Raw genomic sequence first — 17443 nt, 5'->3', positions numbered from 1 at the left:
CCGCGTTCAACGCAGCGAGCGGTACATCTCCTTGCGCTGAGGGTGCGTCAGGATCACTTGCCAGAGCTGGCCCTCGCGCGACCGGAAGAAGCCCGCGCAGCACATCAGGTAGTACTTCCACATGCGGTAGAAGCGCGTGCCATAGCGCGGTTCCAGCGCGGGCCAGGCCCGTTCGAAGTTGTCCCACCAGGCCATCAGCGTGCGGTCGTAGTCGGCGCCGAAGTTGTGCCAGTCTTCGATGATGTAGCGGCCTTCCACCGCCGTCGCGATCTCGCGGGCGGACGGCAGCTTGCCATTTGGGAAGACATAGCGGTCGATCCACGGATCGGTGCTCTGGCTGGTCGCGGCGATGCCGATGGTGTGTAGCAGGAACACGCCGTCCGGCGCCATCAGGCGTTGTACGTTCGTGAAGTAGGTGTCGTAGTTCTTGGGGCCGACATGTTCGAACATGCCCACCGACACTACCTTGTCGAAGCTGCCCTGGAGGTCGCGGTAATCCTGCAGCAGGAGCTGCACCGGCAGGCCCTTCACCTTTTCCTGGGCCAGCGCCAGCTGTTCCTTGGACACGGTTACGCCGGTCACCTTCACGCCATAGCGCTCGGCGGCGAAGCGGGCCAGTCCGCCCCAGCCGCAGCCGATGTCCAGCAGGGTTTCGCCTTCGCGCAACTGCAGTTTGCGGCAGATCATATCCAGCTTGGCCAGCTGTGCTTCCTCCAGCGTCTGGGCGTTTTCCCAGTAGGCGCAGGAATAGATCATGCGGCTGTCCAGCATGGCCTCGAACACGTCATTGCCCGCGTCGTAGTGCTGCTCGCCGACCTCGAATGCGCGGCTCTTGGACTGGAGATTGAACAGCTTGTGGCGCAGGTGCTCTGCGATCAGCTTGACGCGGGCCAGGCCCAGCGCCGCCGATCCCATGTCCGCGCGCAGCAGGCGGGTAAACAGTTCGTCGAGCTGGTCGCAGTCCCACTCGCCGTCCATGTACGACTCGCCCAGGCCCAGCGACCAGCTGGAGAAGACGCGGTCGTACATATGCTTGTCATGAACCTGGATGTCCCAAGGGCGGGTGCCGTTGATGCGGACATCGGCCCGCGCCAGGATGTCCTGGAGCACTTTGGGAGGTTCGGGGGGAGGGGGGGTGACGGCGGGGTGGCTGGTGGCCAGCGGCGAGGAAGGACTGCTTTGCTGCATACGGACTCCATATCAATTTTGGGATGACTGATCTGGCAATGCTTGAAAACTTCCGACTCTGATCCTAACAGGTCCGCAACTCCAATTTAATGATTGGATCGCCTCGATAGGCAATGGCAATGCCGCGGCAGGCACGGCGATCCGGATGCAAGGATCGTAGCGACGAGCGCGCCGATAGTCCAGAACCTGGCGGGGTGGCTGTTGCGGCGGCGTCGCCCGGCGTCCTATAAGATACCGGCCTGGCGCGCCATACGCTGCGGCGCGCACCGACTTGTGGAGTGTATCGATGGTGGACGCCAGCCTGGAACCCCGTTTGGATTTCGTCACCTGCGCCAGCCCGGCCGGCCTGCACCGCATGGCCTATTGGGAATGGGGCGACCCGGCCAATGACCAGGTGCTGGTCTGCGTGCACGGCCTGACGCGCAGCGGACGCGACTTCGATACGCTTGCGCGGCGGCTGGCGGGGCGCTATCGCGTGGTCTGCCCGGACGTGGTCGGGCGCGGCCGTTCCGATTGGCTGGCTAACCCGGCGTTCTATACGGTACCGCAGTACGTCTCAGACATGGTCACCCTATTGGCGCGGCTCAAGCCGGCGCGGCTGGCCTGGGTAGGCACGTCCATGGGCGGATTGATCGGCCTCGCGTTGTCGGGCGCGGCCGTGTTCGCCCGCGCCATGTTGGCCATGCGCCCTCACGCGGGCATGCTGCCGCCCGAACAGGGATTCCGCCTGGAAAAGCTGGTTCTCAACGATGTGGGCCCGCGTCTGGAAACCGGCGCGCTGGCCCGCATTGGCCAATACGTGGGCGAGCCCGGCGAATTCGCTACGTTTGAAGAGGCGGTGGCCACCATGCGCGCCAACTCCGCCACCTTCGGGCCCCATACCGACGCCCAGTGGGCGGAATTGGCGCGCTACCTGTATCCCGAGCAGGACGGCAAATGGGTCAAGCATTACGACCTGGCGCTGTCGCAGGCCCTGGCCGCCCAGACGCCCGAGGAATTGGCCGCGGGGGAGCAGATCCTGTGGCGTTCGTATGACTCGCTGGAGTGTCCGGTGCTGATCGTGCGTGGCGCGCAATCCGATCTGCTGACGCGCGCCACCGTTGAAGAAATGCTCAAGCGCAATCCCCGCGCGCAGGCGCACGAGGTCCAAGGCGTGGGCCACGCGCCCACCTTGATGTCGGACGAGCAGGTGAATCCGGTGGCGGCATTCCTGCTGTCCTGAGCGCGCGGACAAACCGGGGACGGCTTGGCGCTATCCAGGGTGCCGGGCCTTCTCTACAATAGCCGGATGAACGCGCGCACCCTGAACATCGATCTGCATTGCCATTCCACCGTCTCGGACGGCGCGCTGGCGCCGCGCGACGTGGCGCAACGCGCGCATGCCAACGGCGTGGACGTCTGGGCGCTGACCGACCACGATGAAGTGGGCGGCCTGGCGGAGGCGGCCCGAGCCGCGCGCGACCTGGGAATGGACTTCGCCACCGGCGTCGAGATTTCCGTCACCTGGGCGGGCGTGACGGTGCATATCGTGGGCCTGCGCTTCGATCCCGAAAACACAGCCCTGATCGAAGGCCTGCGCAAGACCCGTTCCGGCCGTGCCGAACGCGCCAAGCGGATCGGCGAACGCCTCGCGGCAATGGGCATGCCCGGCGCCTACGAAGGCGCGCTGCCGTTCGCAGGCAACCCCGAACTCATCAGCCGCACGCACTTTGCCCGCTATCTGGTCGAAGCCGGTTTCTGCCCGGACGTGCAGACCGTGTTCACCAAGCATCTGGGCGACGACCGGCCCGGCCACGTGCCCATGCAATGGGCCACGCTGGCTGAAGCGGTGGGCTGGATACGTGGCGCGGGCGGCATCGCCGTCATCGCACACCCCGGCCGCTACAAGTACACGCCGCTGCAATTCGCCGCTCTGTTCGACGAATTCCTGCAGCTTGGGGGCGTCGGCATTGAGGTCAACACCGGCAGCCATACCTCCGAAGAGGCCCGCTATTATGCCGATGTGGCGCGCCGCTACGGATTTCTGGCGTCGCGCGGTTCGGACTTCCATAGCCCGAACGAAAGCCGGGTGGACCTGGGCCGCTTGCCGGCGCTTCCGCCCGACCTGAAACCGGTCTGGCACGACTGGTTCTGACGCGGGCGGCGGCTTGGCCGCTCGCCCTACACGCTATCGACTGTGACCGCGCCTGACCGGCGCAACTGCCATGAACAAAGCATTTGTCAAAGAGTCGGACAACGAGGACGACGACGATCTGCCGCAAGCCCAGGCTCTGCCGGCGGGTTCCAAGAACTACATGACGCCTGGCGGCTACGAGCGCCTGCGCGGCGAACTCACGCACCTGATGAACGTGGAGCGGCCTTCCGTCGTGCAGGTGGTCTCGTGGGCCGCGTCCAACGGCGACCGCTCCGAGAATGGCGATTATCTCTACGGCAAGAAGCGCCTGCGCGAAATCGACCGCCGCATGCGCTTCCTGACCAAGCGGCTGGACATCGCCGAAGTGGTGGATCCGGCCGCGCAGCCCAACCGCGACCAGATTTTCTTCGGGGCCACCGTACTGTATTCGGACAAGGCCGGCCAGGAACACCACGTCACCATCGTCGGGGTGGACGAGGCCGAGCCGCTGGCGGGCAAGATCAGCTGGATATCGCCCGTGGCGCGCGCGCTGATCAAGGCCCGCGAAGGCGATACCGTGGTGCTGCGCACGCCCGGCGGAATCGAAGAGCTGGACATCCTGGAAGTCAGCTATCCATCTTGAAAAAAAATACGGGCGCCGGCTTTTGGCCGGCGCCCGTTGGTGGGCGGGATCTGACGTCCCTGCCTCGGTTGGCGGCTTGCGCCGCCGTTCCCCTGGGGCTTGCTGCTTGTTCTTGCGGGCAAGCCAGGCTGCCCGCGGATTTACTTTTTGCGGTTGGCGATCGACTTCTCGGCCAGGTTCACCAGGTCCTCGCCGATCTGCTTCTTCCACTTGTCGTAGACGGGCTTGGTGACCTTGACGAAGGCTTCGTGGTCCGCTTGGGAGAGCGAAGTGACGGTCACGCCGTGGCCCGCGATTTCCTTCAACAGCGACGGGTCTTCGGGAGTCACGCCCTTGCGCGCGATCACGATCTGCTGCTTGCCGGCGTCCAGCGCCGCCTGGCGCACGATATCGCGGTCCTTTTCGGACCACGAATTCCAGACCTCGCGGTTGACCACGAAGATCAGCGGATCAGCCACGTAGTTCCACAGGGTCAGGTATTTCTGGCCCACGGTATAGAGCTTGGAACCGGTGTAGATCGACAGGGGATTTTCCTGGCCGTCCACGGCGCCGCTGGCCAATGCCGGCTGGGCGTCGGCCCAGCTCATCTGCGTCGGGTTGGCGCCCAGGGCGGTGAACGTATCGATGTACAGCGGCGAGCCCACCACGCGCAGCTTCAGGCCCTTCATGTCCTCGGGCTTCTTGATTTCATGCTTGGAGTTGCTGAGCTGACGGTAGCCGTTCTCGCCCCAAGCCAGCGGCACCACGCCGGCCTTCTCGATGAGCTTGAACATTTCGCGGCCGACGTCGCCCTGCACCAGCGAATCGATGGCGGCATAGTCGGGCATCAGGAAGGGCAGGGAGAACAGGTTCAACTGCTTGACCTGCGGCGACCAGTTGATGGTGGAGCCGACGGCCATGTCGATCACGCCCTGGCGGATCGCGGTGAATTCGCGGGTCTGGTCGCCCTGGACCAGCGAGGTGCCGGGATAGACCTTGATGTTGATGCGGCCCTGGGTGCGCTCGCGCACCAGGTTCGACCAGATTTCGGCGCCCTGGCCCCAGGGGAAGGTCGTGCCGACGACGATGGAGAGCTTGTACTCGGGCTTGTAGGTCTGCGCATGCGCGGGCGTCATGCCCACGACGGCGGCCGCGCACAGGGCGGCTCCGATCAGGTTGCGGAATTTCATGTTGCGTCTCCTCTCTTTGCGGGTCTGTCTGTTGTTGTAGTGAGTACCGGTACCGCCGGCCTTGGGGTCGCCCCGTGCGGCCACTTCAATAACCCAGTTTGTGCGGCAGCCACAGCGCCAGTTGCGGAAACACCAGCACCGCGACCAGCACCAGGAACATCGCGCCCAGGAGCCACACGACCCAGCGCACGGTGGACTCCATCGGCACGCGGGCGATGCGGCAGGACACCATCAGGTTCACGGCCAGCGGCGGGGTGAACTGCCCCAGCGCCACCTTCAAGGTCAGGATCACGCCGAACCACACGGGGTCCCAGCCATAGGCGTTGGCGATCGGCATGAGCAGCGGCACGAAGATCAGGAAGATCGAAATCCCGTCCAGGAACATGCCCACGGTCATCAGCAGCAGGATCAGGAGCGCCAGCACGCCCCATTCGCCCAGCCCGGAATTGACGATGGCATGGGTGATGGGATCGATCACGCTCAGCGTGGACAGGGCCCAGGCGAAGATGCCGGCCAGCGTCACGACCAGCATGATGACGGCGGACAGCTCCGCGGCTTCGCGCAGGATGGTGTACAGGTCGCGCAGCTTGATGGTGCGGTGGATGCACATGCCCACGAACAGGCCGTAGAACACGGCGACCACGGCGGCTTCGGTGGGCGTGAACCAGCCCATGCGCATGCCGCCCAGTATCAGCACCGGCGCGGCCAGGCCCCAGGACGCTTCGCGCAGGCTGGCCCAGAACGGCGGGCGGGGCAGGTGGGCTTCAAGCGCGCCCATCTTGTGCTTGCGCGCCAGCCAGACCGCCGGAACGATGAGGGCAATGCCGGCCAGGATGCCGGGGACCATGCCGGCGGCAAAGAGCGCGGGCACCGAGGCGCCAGGCACCAGCACCGAATAGATGATGAAGGCCACCGACGGCGGGATCAGGATGTCCGTGGCCGCGCCCGCCGCCACCACGGCGGCCGAGAAAGAACCGGGGTAGCCGGCGCGCGACATGGCGGCAATCATCACCGCGCCCACCGCGGCTGCGCAGGCCGGGCCAGAACCCGAGATGCCGCCCAGGAACATGGCCACCGCGATCGACACCAGGGGCAGCATGCCCGGGCCGCGTCCGACGATGGCGATGGCGAAGTCCACCAGCCGCTTGGCCACGCCCGAGCGGTCGAATATCGAGCCGACCAGCACGAACATGGGGATGGCCAGCAACGGATACTTGGCCAGGCCGGCATAGAAGTTCTGGGGTACGGTCAGCAGGCCATACCAGGGCGTGTCCAGGTTGGACAACACGATGGCCACGGTCCCGCCCAGGCCCAGGGCCACGCCGACCGGCACGCCGATCAGCATCAGGACGATGAAGACAATGAAGAGGATGGCGGCGATCATTGCTGATCCTGCCCGGCGGCGCCCGCGCTCCTGGCGATGCGGCGCAGCGTGCCGATGGTGCGCAACGAAATCGCCGCGGCCATGACGGGCAACCAGATCGAATACCACCAGGTCGGCACGCCGATGGCGGGGGACGTCTCTTCGTAGATGTACTCGTCGGCCACCAGCTTCACCGACAACACCGTCAGCAGCAGGAAGAAGGCCAGCACGCAGCCATTGGAGATCAGCGCCATGATGCGCTGGCGGCGCGGCGAGCCGGAGTCCGCCAGGATCTCGATGCGGATATGGTGGTTGCGCACGAAGGCCACGCTGCCCCCGGCCATGGTCAGCACGATCAGCAGGAACACCGAGATCTCTTCTGTCCAGGCGAAGGACTGGTCGGTGAAGTAGCGCACCAGCACGTTCAGGAAGGTAATGATTGCCAGGGTCGCCAGCAGGATCACGGCCAGCCAGTCCTCGATGGCCAGCGGCACTTTGACTGCGGGATCTGCTTCGGCGGGAATGATCGGTTCGACAGGCTCGGCGGGGGCTTCGGGGCGGGACATGTGAGGCAACGGCCAGCGCGCGGGTAGGCGCTATTCATTTATGGGGTCGCTGCATCCTACCGTTGCGGCGTGAGGCCGGTAGTTCGTGTTTTCCCGTGGTGCGGGATGGCTGCAACATGCTGCGACGCAGCATAAATTCCTGGCCCGGCCGGTAAACGCAGCGGGGAAAAATTCGCAGCGCCGCGGAGTTGCTGCGGATGTTGCTATGCACCATTGCGGTGCGAGGCGGTCGGAATTCTTTTGTAACAATGGCCGAAATGGCCATGTCCGGCATTGATCGAACAACGTCTCCGGGAAAACCCCCTAAACAGGTAAAATCACTTTTTGCTCTCCTCTCTTTATACGGCGCCCGCATCGTGTCCCTAGTTCAGCATCTGCCTGGTTCCTCCGTCCTGTCCTCCTTCCGTCGCGATCGCCTCCTGGCGCAATTGAAGGAAGCCGGCCTGCCGGTGGCCGACATATCCGCCCGCTACGAGCACTTCGTCAGCACCGACGCGGCCCTGACGGCCGAACAACAGCAGCAGCTGGTCCAACTGCTTGACTACGGCACTCCCGCCACCGGCGAAGCGCCGGCCAAGAGCATTTCCCTGCTGGTGATCCCGCGGCTGGGCACGATTTCGCCGTGGGCCAGCAAGGCCACCGACATCGCCCACAACTGTGGCCTGTCGTCCGTGCACCGTATCGAGCGCGGCGTGCGCTACGTGATCACTCCCGAGCGCGGCCTGCTGGGCGCCAAGACTTTCGACGACGCCATGCTGGCGCGCGCGGCAGACTGCCTGCACGACCGCATGACCGAAACCGTGGTGGATGCCGGCTTCGATGGCCAGGCGCTGTTCCAGCCGCTGGCCGGCAAGCCCATGCGCACGGTCGACGTGCAGGCGCGCGGCGCGGCAGCCCTGGTCGAGGCCAACATCACGCTGGGCCTGGCGCTGTCCGAAGACGAAATCGAATACCTGGCCAAGTCGTTCACCGACCTGGGCCGCGATCCCACCGACGTGGAACTGATGATGTTCGCCCAGGCCAACAGCGAACATTGCCGCCACAAGATCTTCAACGCCCAGTGGGTGATCGACGGACAGGAACAGCCCAATACGCTGTTCGGCATGATCCGCGCCACCCACAAGGCGCAGCCCGCGGGCACCGTGGTTGCCTATTCGGACAACGCCGCCATCATGGAAGGCGGCGCCGCGCAGCGCTTCCAGGCTGGCGTGCCGGGCGTGACGGGCGAGGGCGTCGAAGGCGCCAAGTACATCCGCCGCGACACGACCGTGCATACGCTCATGAAGGTGGAAACCCACAATCACCCGACCGCGATCGCGCCGTTCCCTGGCGCCTCGACGGGCGCGGGCGGCGAAATCCGCGACGAAGGCGCGACCGGCCGCGGCTCCAAGCCCAAGGCCGGCCTGACCGGCTTCACCGTGTCGCACCTGCGCTTTGACGACGCCCTGCAGCCCTGGGAAGCCGACCACCACGGCCTGCCCGAGCGCATCGCCTCGCCGCTGTCCATCATGATCGACGGACCCATCGGCGGCGCGGCCTTCAACAATGAATTCGGTCGCCCCAACCTGTTGGGCTATTTCCGTTCGTTCGAGCAGACCGCCGGCGGCACGCGCTGGGGCTATCACAAGCCCATCATGATCGCGGGCGGCCTGGGCAGCATCGATGCCGGCCTGACCCACAAAGACGTGATTCCGCCGGGCGCGCTGCTGATCCAGCTGGGCGGCCCGGGCTTCCGCATCGGCATGGGCGGTGGCGCCGCCTCCAGCATCAGCATGGGCAGCAATTCGGCCGAACTCGACTTCGATTCCGTCCAGCGCGGCAACCCCGAAATCGAGCGTCGCGCCCAGGAGGTCATCGACCGCTGCTGGCAGCAGGCCGAGAACAATCCCATCATCGCGATCCACGACGTGGGCGCGGGCGGCCTGTCCAACGCCTTCCCCGAACTGGTGAACGACGCCGGCCGCGGCGCCATCTTCGACCTGAAGCGCGTGCCGCTGGAAGAATCGGGCCTGTCGCCCGCCGAAATCTGGAGCAACGAGTCCCAGGAACGCTATGTCCTGTCGATCCTGCCCAAGGACCTCGAACGCTTCGACGCCATTGCCCGCCGCGAACGCTGCCCCTATGCGGTGGTCGGCGTGGCCACCGAAGAACGCCAATTGCGCGTGGTGGACGGCGAGGGCTTGCCTGGCCTGGACACGATCCGTCCGCAAGGCGAGGCCGAAGTGCGGCCCGTGGACGTGCCGATCGACGTCATCCTGGGCAAGCCGCCGCGCATGACCCGTGACGTCACGCGCCTGCCCGGCGTGTCCGCGCCGCTGGACCTGGCCGGCATCGACCTGACCGAAGCCGCTTACCGCGTGCTGCGTCACCCCACGGTGGCCAACAAGTCCTTCCTCATCACCATCGGCGACCGCACCGTCGGCGGGCTGTCCAGCCGCGACCAGATGGTTGGCCCGTGGCAGGTACCGGTGGCGGATTGCGCCGTGACCCTGGCCGACTACGAAGGCTTCCGCGGCGAAGCGATGTCCATGGGCGAACGCACGCCGATCGCCATGCTGGACGCGCCGGCATCCGGCCGCATGGCCGTGGCCGAAGCCCTGACCAACCTGGCCGCCGCCGACGTGGCGCGCCTGGAAGACATCAAACTGTCGGCCAACTGGATGGCCGCCTGCGGCGTGGCCGGACAAGACGCCGCGCTGTACGACACCGTGTCGGCGGTCAGCGAACTGTGCCAGGCCACCGGCCTGTCGATTCCTGTGGGCAAGGATTCCCTGTCCATGAAGACCTCCTGGGAACAGGAAGGCGAACAGCGCCAGGTGGTCGCGCCGGTGTCCCTGATCGTCACCGCCTTCGCGCCAGTGGCGGACGTGCGCGCCAGCCTGACTCCGCAGTTGCGCTCCGACGCCGGCGACAGCGTCCTGATCCTGATCGACCTGGGCCGCGGCCGCCATCGCATGGGCGGCTCGATCCTGGCGCAAGCCTATAACCAGGTCGGCGAAACCGTGCCGGACATCGACGCGCCGCAAGACCTGCGCGCCTTCTTCGTCACCATCCGCACCCTGGCCGAGGCCGGCACCATCCTGGCCTACCATGACCGTTCCGACGGCGGCTTGTTCGCGACCCTGGCCGAAATGGCTTTCGCCGGCCGCACCGGCATCTCGGTCAACCTGGACATGCTGACCTTCGATCCGCAATCGGCGGATTGGGGCGACTACAAGATCCGTCCCGAACAGGTCGCGGTGCAACGCGAGGAATTGACCCTCAAGGCCTTGTTCTCCGAAGAGGCCGGCGCCGTCATCCAGGTGCCTGCGTCGCAGCGCGACGCGGTCATGCAGGTCCTGCGCGGGGCGGGCCTGTCGGCGCACTCGCACGTCATCGGCGGTTTGAATGGCGCGGACGAAGTCGAGTTCTACCGCGACGGCAAGAAGGTCTGGGGCCAGCCGCGCGCCGAACTGGGCCGCGCCTGGAGCGAAGTGTCCTATCGCATCATGTCTCGCCGCGACAATCCTGCCTGCGCGCAAGCCGAGCTGGACGTCTGGAACGACACCACGGATCCGGGCATGAGCCCCAACGTGGACTTCGATCCCCAGGAGGACGTGGCCGCGCCTTTCATCAACACCGGCAAGCGTCCGCGCGTGGCGATCCTGCGCGAGCAGGGCTGCAACAGCCAGGTGGAAATGGGCTGGGCTTTCGACACCGCGGGCTTCGAGGCTATCGACGTGCACATGACCGACCTGCTGTCCGGTCGCGTGGACCTTGCGCAGGTGCAGGGCCTGGTCGCCGTGGGTGGCTTCAGCTACGGCGACGTGCTGGGCGCCGGCGAAGGCTGGGCGCGCACCATCCGCTTCAACAGCAAGCTGTCGGACCAGTTTGCCGCCTACTTCGCGCGCCCCGATACTTTCGCGCTGGGCGTGTGCAATGGCTGCCAGATGATGGCCGCGCTGGCGCCGATGATCCCCGGCGCCGAATTCTGGCCGCGCTTCACGCGCAACCAGTCGGAAAAATACGAAGCCCGCCTGGCCATGATTGAAGTAGCCAAGTCGCCGTCGATCTTCTTTGCCGGCATGGAAGGCGCGCGCATTCCGGTCGCCGTGGCGCACGGCGAAGGCTATGCGGACTTCTCGCAGCAAGGCGACGCCAGCCGCCTCCTGGCTGCGGCGCGTTATATCGACAACCGCGGTCAGGCTACCGAAGCCTACCCCTTCAACCCGAATGGCAGCCCCGGCGGCCTGACGGCCGTCACCACTGCCGACGGCCGCTTCACGGTCATGATGCCGCACCCGGAACGCGTGACGCGCAATGTCATGATGTCGTGGGCGCCCGAGAAGTGGGGCAATGCGGATACGGGCGGCGCGTTCAGCCCGTGGATGCGGATCTTCCGCAACGCGCGCGTCTGGCTGAAGTAAGCGGGATCAGGCGCCACGCTTTGCATGGGCGCACATATGCCCCACCGGTTGCCGGTGGGGCATTTTTCATGCGCGACGTATTCAGAACTGGTATTTCACGCGGCCGATGACACTGCGCCGGCTGCCCGGGTAGCAATCGCTCAGGTCGGAGCAAGTTGCCAGGTATTCCTTGTCGAACAGATTGGTGGCGTTGACCGACAGGGTCAGGTGCTTGTCCACCACGTAGGACACGCCCGCATCGACCAGCGTGCGGCCGTCGATCTTCAGCGTATTGGCGTTGTCGCCGTAGGTCGAGCCCACGTAGCGCACGCCCGCGCCCAGGCTCAGCCCGGCCAGCATGCTGTTGCGTACCGTGTAGTTCAGCCAGCCCGAGGCGCTGTGCTCCGGCACCAGCGCAGGACGGTTGCCTTCAGTGCCGTTGTTGGCGCGGGTGATCCGGGCGCGCACGTAGGTGTAAGACCCGGTGAAGTCCCAGCCGTCGCCCAGGCTGAACTTGCCTTCCAGTTCCACGCCGCGTGATTGCACCTCGCCCGAAGCGACCTGGAATCCGGGGTTTTGCAGATCATTGGTTAGCACGTTGCTTTTTTTGATGTCGAAGACCGCCAGCGTGTAGAGCGCATTCGACCCGGGAGGCTGGAACTTGATGCCGCCTTCCCACTGGCGGCCGCGCGAAGGCGCAAACGTTGAACTGCCATTGGCGGGCGCCGAGGTTCCGGTGTTGGGCAGGAAGGACTGGGCGAAGCTGACGTAGGGCGCGACGCCGTTGGGCATGACGTAGTTCACGCCAGCGCGGCCGCTGAAGCGGCTGCCGCTCTGGTCGGTGTCGCTGTTCAGTATCCGGTTTTCCGTCTTCTGGCTGTACCAGTCGTAGCGGCCGCCCAGGGTCAGCACCCAGCGCTCATCGAAGCGGATCTGATCCTGCAGATAGAGGCCGGTCTGGTGCGTGCGTTCCAGGTAATTGGCCAGTGGGACGGTCGGGGTCGGCACGTCCACGCCATAGACCGGATCGAAGGGGTTCAGGCTCGGCGCCGGCCCCATGGTGCGCGACACGTCCGCGCTGCTACGGTTGAAGTCCAGGCCCAGCAGCACCGTATGGGAGAGCGGACCCGTGCGCAGGTCGAGCTGCGCCTGGTTGTCCAGCGCCAGCGCGGTCATGCTTTCGTCGTAGCGGCGCGCGGTACGGGCAATTCCAGTGGGAGTCAGGCCGGCCAGGAACAGGTTGTCCAGGATTGAATCGACGCGCCCGTAGCGCAGGTTCTGCCTTACCTGCAATGTATCGTTGAAGCGATGTTCGAACAGGTAGCCGATGCTCTTCTGGTCCTGGTCGTAGCGGTTGAAGTTGGGATCGCCGTTGCGCAGATTGGTGGGCTTGCCGTTGACGGTGACCGTGCCGATGGTGCCGCCAGAACGGTCGCGCAGGTACTCCGTCAGCAGCGTGAAGTGGGTTGCGGCGGAAGGCGCCCAGGTCAGCGAGGGCGCGAGGAATAGGCGGTCATCGGAAATGCGGTCACCGTTCGGGTAGGTGAATTGCGTGTTGGCGTCGCGCGCCACGCCGATGACGCGATACAGCAGGGTGCCGTCTTCGGTCGCGGGACCGGTCAGGTCGACCGCGGCCTGCTTGCGCTGGTAGCTGCCGTACTCCAGCTCGGCTTCATAGTGGGGCGTGGCCGATGGCAGCTTGCTGACGCGGTTGATGACGCCGCCCGCGTCGCCTTGGCCATACAGCACGGAGGAGGGGCCGCGCAGGACTTCGATGCGGTCGAGGGCGTAGGGCTCGCTGCGAAAGAGCGTGTAGCCGGAAGTGGCTTGCCGCAAGCCGTCCTTGTAGTCGCTGGTGGCCTGGGCGTTGAAGCCGCGCAGCATTACCCAGTCGAACCCCTTGGGATCGACGCCGTAGGTTTCCACCGTTACGCCGGGCACATAGCGCAGCACTTCGGTCACGCTCTGCGCGTTCTGAGCTTCCATCTGGGCGCGGGTCACGACGGAGATCGATTGAGGCACTTCCAGGATGGGCGTATCCGTCTTGGTGCCGGCACGGGTTTCCTCCGCAACGTAGCTGTCCGGCGCCACGCCCGAGGCGCGGACGGTGACCGGCTCCAGCGTGGAAACCCCTCCCGTGCCTGGCGGCAGCGGACGCAATACGTAGCCGCCGTCCTCCAGGCGAGCCGCGAGGCCGCTGCCCGCGAGGATGGCGGCATAGCCGGAGTTCAGGCCATAGGTCCCGCGCAGGCCGGGGCTGCGCAGGCCGGCGGTCAGTGCGCCGTCGATGGTGATGGTCACGCCCGCCTGCTGGGCGTAGGCGTTTAACACTTGGTCCAGCGGGCCGGCCGGGATGTCATAGCGCTTGGCCGCCCGCTCCTGGGGCGCGGGGGCGCCAGGTCCCGCAGCCAAGGCGGCGGGGGGCGCGGCAAGCGCCAGGGCGGTCAGGGCCAGGGCCAGCGTGCTGCGGGCGGCCATAGGGGTGGAGCGGGCGTGCATGTAGGGGTTCCTCGTTGCGGACGTGAATGCTGCGGGTATGCAGGTATCCCGAACGAGAAAGAAAAAGTGCTACGGTTTTCGCGACATTTTTTTCTGGGCTTGGGGGGAGCGGGCTATCTGGGCTCTATCACCACCCAGTATCCGGTGTAGCGGGACACGCGCAGGGGGAGGGCTCTTGCAAGGGAACTCAGAATCCGGTCGGTATCGTCCAGCGAGTACACGCCCGAGACGATCAGGTCCGCCACGCGCGGATCGCAACGGATGACGCCGCGCCGGTGACGTCCGACCTGATCCAGGAAGTCGGCCAGCCGCAGGCGTTCCGCCACCAACTGGCCGCGCAGCCAGCCCGGCGACTGTTGCAGCGAATCCGGCATGCGTTCGGCGGCCAACGGCGTGAATGCGGCGGACTGGCCCGCATCCAAGCGCAGGGCGCGGCCCTGGGAGGGCTGGATCTCGACCGCGCCCTCATACACTCCGACGCGTATCCGGTCGCGTTGCTGCTCCACGCTGAACCGGGTGCCCAGCGCCTGCACCTCGCCGTAGGCGGTCGTGACAAAGAAGGGGCGGCCCGCGGCGGCGGGTCCATGACCCGTCTCGATGTAGGCATCGCCGCGCCGCAAGACCAGACGGCGCGCATCGGCAGAGTAGGCCAGGTCTACCGCGCTATCCCCGTTCAGCGTGAGGCGGGTGCCGTCCTCCAGCGCGATCTCGCGCCGTTCGCCTACCGCGCTGCGGTAGTCCGCAATGTAGGCGGGCCAGGGCAGTCGATGCGCCGCCAGGCCCGCCGTGCCGACGCCCAGCGCCGCCCAGCCCATCAGGCGCAGCGCCTTGCGACGGGCCGCCTGCCGGCCGGAACGGGCCAGGGCCTGGGCCGAGGCTTCGGGCGATACGTCCGTCAACCGGGCATCGATGCGCTGTACCTGCTGCCAGGCGCGTTCGTGATCGGGGTGGGCCGCGCGCCAGCGCTGCCAGGCGGCCCGTTCATCGGCGCTGGCTTCACCGGACCACAGAATGACCAGCCATTCCAAGCCCTGCGCGAGTATCGGTTCGGGGATGTCCCCGTGCCTGGCGCTCACAGCACGGCCAGACAGGCTTGGGCGGCACGCAACATGTGCTTGCGTACCAGCGCTACAGACACGCCCAGGCTTTGCGCGATCTCGGAATAGGTCCGACCTTCGAAGCGGGACAGGATGAAGACCTGGCGCGCGCGGGCGGGCAAGGCGTCCAGTGCGGCATCCACGGCCGTCAGTGTTTCCAGCGCCAGCGCGCGTTCCTCGGCGGAAGGCATGTGCGCCTCGGGCAGGCGGGCCAGGGCGTCCAGATAGGCGGTTTCCAACGCGCGGCGGCGGAACAGGTCCACCACCAGGCCCTTGGCGATCTGGGCAAGAAAAGCGCGGGCTTGTCCGGTTTCGGGCAGGCGACCGGAGTTCAGCAACCGTTCATAGGTGTCGTGCGACAGGTCCGCGGCGTCATGCGCGCAGCCCAGCCGCCGTCGCAGCCATCCCGCCAGCCATCCGTGATGGTCGCGGTAGAGCGTGTTCAAGGTGTGCGCCGTGGGCTGGGTTGCCGCCGTCACGATGGGTTCTCGTCAGGTCCAAAGATTGCAAATGATAATCGTTGTTAATTGTATTGGACAAGCGGGCTCGGACGGAAAAGCAGCCATGCAATCAACTGAGATATTTAACTTTTCATTGCGTCGTGTCGTAAAGCACACGTAGCCGCAATACGCAACCCGGAGTGACCCCTATGTTCAAGAATCTCAGCATTCGCGCGGTCTTGACGACCGCATTAGCCGTTTTCTTCGCGCTTTTCCTGCTGACTGGCATTGCCGTCCACCAGCAGCTGACTTCCAACCGCAATTCCATCGAAGTACTGTTGGACACCAATCTGGTGCGCGCCAACGCCGTGAACGGCGCCGGCACCGAATTGCTGCGCGCCCGCCTGGTGCTGCTGGCGGCCCAGACCGCGCTGATGGAAGGCAAGAGCCTCGACAACCTGGCCAGCATGCAGCGCCTGGACGGCTATACCAAAAAGGCCGGCGAACTGATCCAGCTGGTGCGCCAGACGCCGGAAACCTCGGCGCAGGGCAAGCCGCTGCTGGACGCTGCGCTCGCTGCCTACGACGTCTATCAGCGTGACGCCATCGTGCCGATGATCGCGGCGATTCGCGCGGGCAACGCACAGGAGTCCAACCGTCTCAACCTCGAAAAAGTGACCCCGCTGGGCCTGACGTTTACCGCCGCCATCCAGAAATACGTGGACTACGCCGACGAGGTCGGCCAGCGCGTGGCCCGCGAGGCTTCCGCCCGCATCAATGGCGCCATCGCGCTGCTGATCGGCCTGCTGATAGTCGTGGCCGTGCTGGTGGTGGGGCTGTACGCGGTGTTCGGCCGCTCCGTGTTCCGTCCGCTGCATGAAGCGGGCCGCCTGTTCGACCGCATTGCCGGCGGCGACCTGACCAACCGCATCGAACAACGCGGCAACAACGAAATCGGCGTGCTGTATGCCGCCGTCAAGCGCATGCAGGAGAGCCTGGCCCGCACCGTGTCGGCGGTGCGCCTGGGCGTGGAAGAAATCCACACGGGCGCGCGCGAGATTGCCGCTGGCAACATCGACCTGTCTTCGCGTACCGAACAGCAAGCCGCCTCGCTGGAAGAAACCGCTGCCAGCATGGACGAATTGTCTTCCACGGTGCGCAACAACGCGGAAAGCTCGCGTAGCGCCTCGGAACTCGCCGTGGCAGCCTCCGAAGTGGCCACGCGTGGCGGCCAGGCCGTGGGCGATGTGGTCGGCACGATGCGCGGCATTGCCGACAGCTCCAACCGCATCGCCGACATCGTGGGCGTGATCGACGGCATTGCCTTCCAGACCAACATCCTGGCGCTGAACGCGGCGGTGGAAGCGGCGCGGGCAGGCGAGCAGGGCAAGGGCTTCGCGGTCGTCGCCAGCGAAGTGCGTGCCCTGGCGCAGCGCAGCGCTGCCGCCGCCAAGGAGATCAAGGGCCTGATCGACGACTCCGTGCAGAAGGTGTCGGTCGGTTCGGACCAGGTGGAAGCCGCCGGCGCCACCATGCAGGAAATCGTGGTTTCGGTGCGCCGGGTGACGGACATCATCAACGAAATTTCCAGCGCGTCTGAAGAACAGTCGCAGGGCATCCAGCAGGTCAACCAGGCCGTGTCGCAGATGGACAGTGTGACGCAGCAGAACGCCGCGCTGGTCGAAGAGGCCGCGGCGTCCGCAGCGTCGCTGGAAACCCAGGCGCAGCGCTTGCGCGAAGCGGTGGCCGTGTTCAAGCTGCAGACCGGCCGCGTGATCGACGCCGAGGCGCCCGCCGTGGGCCGCAACGGCGAACCGGCCTTGCTGGGCGCCTGATCGCGAGCCTGATCGCGACCTTGATCGCGGCCCTATAGCGGCTGGCCCGGACACGGCCGGCCGCAAGCGGGAACAATGCCCCCAACGCGTCTGCGGTCGGGGGCATTGTTTTTGGGCCAGATGCCCGGGCCGGGGCGGCACCCTT

12 protein-coding genes are annotated in these 17443 nt (G+C 66.1%); 5 read left to right on the top strand and 7 right to left on the bottom strand.

Translation table 11 applies throughout. The features are described 5' to 3' along the window. Positions 1-6: 6 nt before the first annotated feature. Positions 7-1188, bottom strand: a complete 1182-nt coding sequence (gene cfa / locus VCS63_RS16300; RefSeq protein ID WP_108912876.1) for a cyclopropane fatty acyl phospholipid synthase — start codon at positions 1186-1188, stop codon at positions 7-9. 286 nt (positions 1189-1474) lie between these two features. Here cfa and VCS63_RS16295 point away from each other — a divergent pair, with 286 nt between their 5' ends. The 3 genes from VCS63_RS16295 (at position 1475) to greB (ending at position 3944) form a co-directional block, all read left to right on the top strand. Next, positions 1475-2410 (top strand): alpha/beta fold hydrolase, encoded by a 936-nt coding sequence (locus VCS63_RS16295; protein ID WP_238914124.1) that lies wholly within the window; start codon positions 1475-1477, stop codon positions 2408-2410. Positions 2411-2476: 66 nt separating this feature from the next. After that, complete coding sequence (locus tag VCS63_RS16290) at positions 2477-3322, top strand: 3',5'-nucleoside bisphosphate phosphatase (RefSeq protein ID WP_042794011.1); 846 nt, start codon at positions 2477-2479, stop codon at positions 3320-3322. A 70-nt stretch (positions 3323-3392) separates the two neighbouring features. Then, complete coding sequence (greB, locus tag VCS63_RS16285) at positions 3393-3944, top strand: transcription elongation factor GreB (protein WP_042794010.1); 552 nt, start codon at positions 3393-3395, stop codon at positions 3942-3944. 140 nt (positions 3945-4084) lie between these two features. Here greB and VCS63_RS16280 read toward each other — a convergent pair whose 3' ends face one another. The 3 genes from VCS63_RS16280 to VCS63_RS16270 form a co-directional block, all read right to left on the bottom strand. After that, a complete protein-coding gene (locus VCS63_RS16280; protein ID WP_042794009.1) occupies positions 4085-5113 on the bottom strand; it encodes a DctP family TRAP transporter solute-binding subunit in 1029 nt (342 codons plus the stop codon). Positions 5114-5198: 85 nt separating this feature from the next. Beyond that, positions 5199-6497: a TRAP transporter large permease gene (locus VCS63_RS16275; RefSeq protein WP_042794008.1), complete on the bottom strand. Its 1299-nt coding sequence runs from the start codon at positions 6495-6497 to the stop codon at positions 5199-5201. After that, positions 6494-7042 (bottom strand): TRAP transporter small permease, encoded by a 549-nt coding sequence (locus VCS63_RS16270; RefSeq protein ID WP_063642472.1) that lies wholly within the window; start codon positions 7040-7042, stop codon positions 6494-6496. Before VCS63_RS16270 ends, VCS63_RS16275 begins: the two co-directional genes overlap by 4 nt. Before the next feature lie 356 nt (positions 7043-7398). On the opposite strand from VCS63_RS16270, the gene purL reads away from it, so the two are divergent. Then, entirely contained in the window at positions 7399-11448 is a 4050-nt protein-coding gene (gene purL / locus VCS63_RS16265; protein ID WP_323880395.1) for a phosphoribosylformylglycinamidine synthase, read from the top strand. Between the two features lie 81 nt (positions 11449-11529). On the opposite strand, the gene VCS63_RS16260 is transcribed toward purL, so the two are convergent. From VCS63_RS16260 to VCS63_RS16250, 3 genes are all read right to left on the bottom strand, one after another. Then, on the bottom strand, positions 11530-13926 hold the full coding sequence (locus VCS63_RS16260) for a TonB-dependent siderophore receptor (protein WP_323880393.1): 2397 nt from the start codon (positions 13924-13926) through the stop codon (positions 11530-11532). Positions 13927-14039: 113 nt separating this feature from the next. Next, a complete protein-coding gene (locus tag VCS63_RS16255; protein WP_323880392.1) occupies positions 14040-15002 on the bottom strand; it encodes a FecR family protein in 963 nt (320 codons plus the stop codon). Continuing rightward, a complete protein-coding gene (locus tag VCS63_RS16250; RefSeq protein ID WP_063642474.1) occupies positions 14999-15502 on the bottom strand; it encodes a sigma-70 family RNA polymerase sigma factor in 504 nt (167 codons plus the stop codon). Before VCS63_RS16250 ends, VCS63_RS16255 begins: the two co-directional genes overlap by 4 nt. Positions 15503-15672: 170 nt before the next feature. Here VCS63_RS16250 and VCS63_RS16245 point away from each other — a divergent pair, with 170 nt between their 5' ends. Beyond that, complete coding sequence (locus VCS63_RS16245) at positions 15673-17298, top strand: methyl-accepting chemotaxis protein (protein WP_063642475.1); 1626 nt, start codon at positions 15673-15675, stop codon at positions 17296-17298. Positions 17299-17443: the final 145 nt, after the last annotated feature.

This window comes from Achromobacter sp. D10 (assembly GCF_035282245.1).
GTDB classification, from domain to species: domain Bacteria; phylum Pseudomonadota; class Gammaproteobacteria; order Burkholderiales; family Burkholderiaceae_B; genus Achromobacter; species Achromobacter insolitus.
The sequence above is the reverse complement of the archived record's forward strand: the minus strand, read 5'-3'. Positions and strand labels throughout refer to the sequence as shown.